3 protein-coding genes and 1 riboswitch are annotated in these 4,836 nt (G+C 66.4%); of the genes, 1 reads left to right on the forward strand and 2 read right to left on the reverse strand.

Features of this window, described 5'->3' with window-relative positions:
- Window positions 1–543 precede the first annotated feature (543 nt).
- Window positions 544–816, reverse strand: coding sequence for a hypothetical protein (locus VJ693_RS08290; protein ID WP_324153186.1), 273 nt, complete (start codon window positions 814–816; stop codon window positions 544–546).
- Between the two features lie 446 nt (window positions 817–1,262).
- Between VJ693_RS08290 and VJ693_RS08295 the strand changes: the two genes are divergently transcribed.
- Window positions 1,263–2,594, forward strand: coding sequence for a divalent metal cation transporter (locus VJ693_RS08295; RefSeq protein WP_324153188.1), 1,332 nt, complete (start codon window positions 1,263–1,265; stop codon window positions 2,592–2,594).
- Between the two features lie 5 nt (window positions 2,595–2,599).
- Window positions 2,600–2,749, reverse strand: a riboswitch (yybP-ykoY riboswitch).
- 22 nt (window positions 2,750–2,771) lie between these two features.
- Here VJ693_RS08295 and VJ693_RS08300 read toward each other — a convergent pair.
- On the reverse strand, window positions 2,772–4,836 hold a 2,065-nt coding region (locus VJ693_RS08300; RefSeq protein ID WP_324153190.1), incomplete at its 5' end, for a heavy metal translocating P-type ATPase.

Raw genomic sequence — 4,836 nt, forward strand, 5'->3', positions numbered from 1 at the left:
AGAAGCCAAGAAGGAGAACTCGAATCTCTGCAACCCGTGGTTCGTGTGCTGGACGGGGCGAGACCCCCCCCGAAGACGAGGAGCGATGCATACGGGCCGGGTTTGACCTGTTCGTCCGCAAGCCATTGGAGCCGGCGGCCATGCAGGCAATCCTCATCGATGCGCGGCGACGCGCACTCTTGTCTGCCATGTACCTCGAGTGACGGGATCTGCCGCGAAGTGCTCGAGTTGTCCGTTCTCCGTCGTCGCCGTTCGCTATCGCCTCAAGTTGCAGGACCGCTTCTTGGCATCGTGGCCGGCGTGAGTCGACGCAATGCAGGCTCGCCGCTGCGGCTTCATTGACCCAAAGGAGACCATCGTGGCGAGATTGGCTATGCGCTGTTGCACCCTTCAAACGGCTCGCCTGACTGCCTGCGTCACGTCAGGTGCCGCAGAGTTGCGACACGTCGGGCACACGGGTTGGCCGCAACGAACGACGATGCACCTGCCGCCCACCGTTGCCCGCCAAGTCAACCGCCCTTCCCCCACGAGGCATCGGAGCGACTACGCCCCAATCTGCTTGGCGGTGTGGTCCAAGCACTTCTCGATGTCCGCCACGTCAATGTGTTCGCCAGGCTTGACGGTGAGCTCGACCGTCACGCCAGAGGGCTGGGCTCTGACCTCCATCGCCTGGACCTTGTCGTATTGCGGGCTCGGACAGGAACATGTGCCGCTCGCGCATCTGGCGAGTTCGTCAAGCAAGGCTCGCTGCTTGTCGGGTGCTGCCGACGCGCTGATGCGCACGCCGGCGCGCGTGGGCTCAATCGTGCGCTTCATGGCGACTCCTGGGACCAGCAATGGTCCTGTGGTGTTTGGACTGTGGCACAGGCGCGTGTGATAGACCGTGACCGTCATCAACGCGGCGTTTCTTGCGGACGTGTCGCTCCGGCTGAGGACGCCGCGACCGCTGTGCGCACCCTGCGATTGACGCTTTCAACCGGCCCCCGCGATAATCGAGCTTCCTTCACTTGACGGCATTGCCATGAACCCAGCGCCTAGTTGCTGGCCTTCGCCGTCCAGTCTGCAGCTCGTCTGACCTCGCGTCGACACGGGCCGCGCACCGGGCGGTGGGGGCACTGACCTGACCACCCCCGGGACCAGCGAGCCTTACCGAGCGGCGCTGCGCCGCTCGGCTCACTCCCCGGAGACCTTCGTCACCTTGCGGCTCCAAGAAGCGCCGCATCTTCCGTCGTGCCCTCGAGCACGGCGGCGGGGAGCCACCCGTGCAACAACTCATCGCCCGCAATGTTCTGCTGTCGCGCGCCGTCGCGACCGCACGCAACAGACTGCCTGATACCCGGGCCATCGCCCAGCGCCTGGGCCCCGGCCTCATCACCGGCGCCGCCGACGACGACCCGAGCGGCATCGCCACCTATTCGCAAGCCGGCTCGCAGTTCCGCTTCGGCCTGGTGTGGACGCTGCTGCTGACCACGCCGCTGATGATTGGCATCCAGATGCTGTCGGCCCGCATCGGTTGGGTCACGGGCGAAGGCTTGGCCGCCAACATCGCCAAGATCTGCCCGCGCTGGCTGACGATGACGCTGGTGACGCTGCTCGTGGTGGCCAACAGCATCAACATCGCCGCCGACATCGGCGCGATGGCCGAAGCCGCGCACCTGCTGATGGGTGGCACGCAGGTCGTGTTCATCGTCGCATTCGGCGCGTTGTGCGTGCTCGGCCAAGTGCTGTTCTCCTACGAGCGCTCGGTGCGCATCCTCAAGTGGCTGACGCTGGCGCTGTTCTCCTACTTCGCGGTGCTGATGGTGGTGCAGGTGCCGTGGCGCCAGGCGACGGTGGAGTCGCTGCAGCCCTGGGCCTTCTTTCCTACGGACGTAAAGGCGAGCGACTACGCGAGCATGGTGGTGGCTGTCCTGGGCACCACCATCAGCCCGTACCTTTTCTTCTGGCAGGCGTCGCAGGAGGTGGAGGACAACCATCGCCGGCCGGATGTCGCGGTGCTGCGCCTGGTTCCCGCCTACGCGCGCGAGCACCTCTATCGCATCAAGCAGGACACCTATGTCGGCATGTCTTTCTCCAACATCATCGCCTTGTGCATCGTACTGGCCACGGCCGTGACGCTGAACCTGCACGGCATCACGAACATCCAGACCTCGGCGCAAGCCGCCGAGGCGCTGCGGCCGCTGGCTGGGGAGTTCGCGTTTGCGCTGTTCGCGCTGGGCATCATCGGCACGGGCTTGCTCGCGGTGCCGGTGCTGGCGGGCTCGGCGGCCTATGCGGTCAGCGAAGTGTTCGGCTGGAAGGCCGGGCTGTCGCATGGCTTCCATGAAGCTCGCGGCTTCTACGCCATCATCATCGCGGCCACCGGCATCGGCACGCTGGTGAGCGTCTTCGAGGTCGACCCCATCAAGGCGCTCGTCTGGAGCGCCATCGTCAACGGCGTCATCTCGGTGCCCATCATGGTGGTGATGATGTGGATTGGACAGTCGCCGCGCATCATGGGCGAGCTGACGATTTCCAGGCGGCATCGCTTCTTCGGCTGGGCCGCCACCGGCGTCATGGCGGTGGCCGTGGCGGTGATGTTCCTCACTGCCTGACTGCCACTCGCCTCGCCGATTCGGCCTCTCATCGGCCCTGGTTTCCGCCGTCTGCGTCGCGCAAGAGGAGCGGCTCGCGCCATGGCCGTGAGCGCCGAGTGTGTTGACGCGAGCCCCTGAGTTGCGCAGGACGGCTACTCCCCAATGACGAGTGGGCGCAGTATGGCGACGGTACCGCTAAGCTATGGATGACGACGCGCGCGCCAGGCGCAGGCCGTTGCCGACCACGAGCAGGCTGGCGCCCATGTCGGCGAAGACCGCCATCCACATGGTGGCGCTGCCGGCGAGGGCCATGGCGAAGAACACGGCCTTGATGCCGAGCGCGATGGCGATGTTCTGCCACAGCATGGCGTGCGTGCGGCGAGACAAGCGAATGGTCTCGGCGACGCGACCGAGTTGGTCGTTCATGACGACCACGTCGGCCGCGTCCACCGCGACGTGCGCACCGGCGCCGCCCATCGCGAATCCGACATCCGCCGCTGCGAGTGCAGGCGCGTCGTTGATGCCGTCGCCCACCATGGCCACCGGCGTAGTCCCTTGCCTGAGATGCTCAAGCGCAAGCAACTTGTCCTCAGGCAGGAGATTCGCGCAGACATCCCCGACGCCCGTCTCGGCGGCGATGAACCGCGCCGTCGTTTGATTGTCACCGGTGAGCATCACCGTTCGCAGGCCCAGCGCGTGCAGTTCCGCGACGCTGTCTCTTGCAGTCGACCGGGTGGTGTCGGCAACGGCGAACAAGGCGAGCGGACCATTTGCATCCGCAAACACCACGAGGCTGCGCCCATTCCGTTCGTGCTCGTCCAGCAGGGCCTCCAAGCGCGTCGAGCATTGACCGCGCTCCTCGACCCAGCGATGGCTGCCCAGGGTGTAGTCCGTGCCAGCGACAGCGCCATGGACGCCTCGACCGTGGACCGCGCCGAAGCGCTCCACCGCAAGCGGCTCGGCGTCGAGCCCCGCCGCGACGGCCTGCGACAGCGGATGGTCTGAGCGCAGGGCGAGGCTGCGTGCGTGGCTGAGCACCTCTCGTTCCGAGTGGTTCGGCGACAGCATCACCGTCGCCACGAGTCTTGGTTTGCCCTCGGTGAGCGTGCCAGTCTTGTCCAGCGCGATGACTTGGAGCTCACGGGCACGTTCGAGGAACGCGCCGCCCTTGATGACGATGCCTCTGCGCGCCGCGGCGGTCAAACCGCTCACGATGGTCACCGGCGTCGACAGCACCAAGGCGCACGGACACGCGATGACGAGCATGACCAGCGCGCGATAGAGGCTGGTGTGCAAGGGCCACCCCAGCAGCCACGGCGCTCCCGCCGCGATGGCCAACGCAATGACCAGGACCCCCGGCGTATAGACGGCCGCAAACCGGTCGACGAATCGTTGCGTCGGGGCGCGCTTGTGCTGTGCGGCCTCGACGGCGTGGATGACCCGTGCCAGGACCGTGTCGTCGGCTTCGGCAGTCGTGTCGTACTCCAGGGCTCCGGTTTGATTGATGGTCCCCGCGAACACCTCATCGCCAGCCTCCTTGTCGACCGGCATGCTTTCGCCGGTGACCGCCGATTGGTCTGCCGTGCTGCACCCATTCGTCACGACGCCATCCAGCGGGAATCGCTCGCCGGGCTTGACGCGGACACGCGAGCCGACGCAGACCTGTTGCGCCGGCATGCCAACCCACGTGCCGTCCGCTTGAAGCACTTCTGCCTGCGCAGGCGCAAGTTCCAACAGGCGCTGGATGGCTTGCCTCGCTCCTTGAGCTGCACGAGCCTCGATGAGCTCGGCCAGCGAGTACAAGGCCATCACCATCGCCGCTTCCGGCCATTGGCCGATGGCGAATGCACCGAGAACGGCCACGCTCATCAGCACGCTGATGTCGAGCCTGCCCACCAGTAGCGCGGCGACGCCTTTGCGAAGAACAGCGAAGCCCGACATCGCAACGGCCGCTGCGGCGACCAGCATGCCCATGGTTTCCAAGCCTGGGCGGTCGGGTGCGACGAACGAGATGTACTCCGCGAGCGATGCGGCTGCCAGGGCCAGCAGAATGCGAACACCCTCCAGCCGCTGCGAGCGCTTCACCTGCGAGTGGTCGGGCGAAGCCACCGCTGCCTCGGCGTGGAAACCTGCTGCCCGGATGGCGCGCGTGATGTCTGGCCAGTCCGAGCGCGGCGCGTCGACGCCCAAGGTTCGGGCTGCGAGGTCGAAGCGAAGCGCTCGAATCGACGTCATCGGCTCCAGCGCGCGGCGAATCTGG

Origin of the sequence: Ideonella sp. (assembly GCF_035254525.1) — a bacterium.
Lineage (GTDB): Bacteria > Pseudomonadota > Gammaproteobacteria > Burkholderiales > Burkholderiaceae_C > Ideonella.

Coding starts and splice junctions, on each gene's coding strand:
- VJ693_RS08290 (WP_324153186.1), bottom strand. CDS start 816: ATGAAGCGCACGATTGAGCCCACGCGCGCCGGCGTGCGCATCAGCGCG.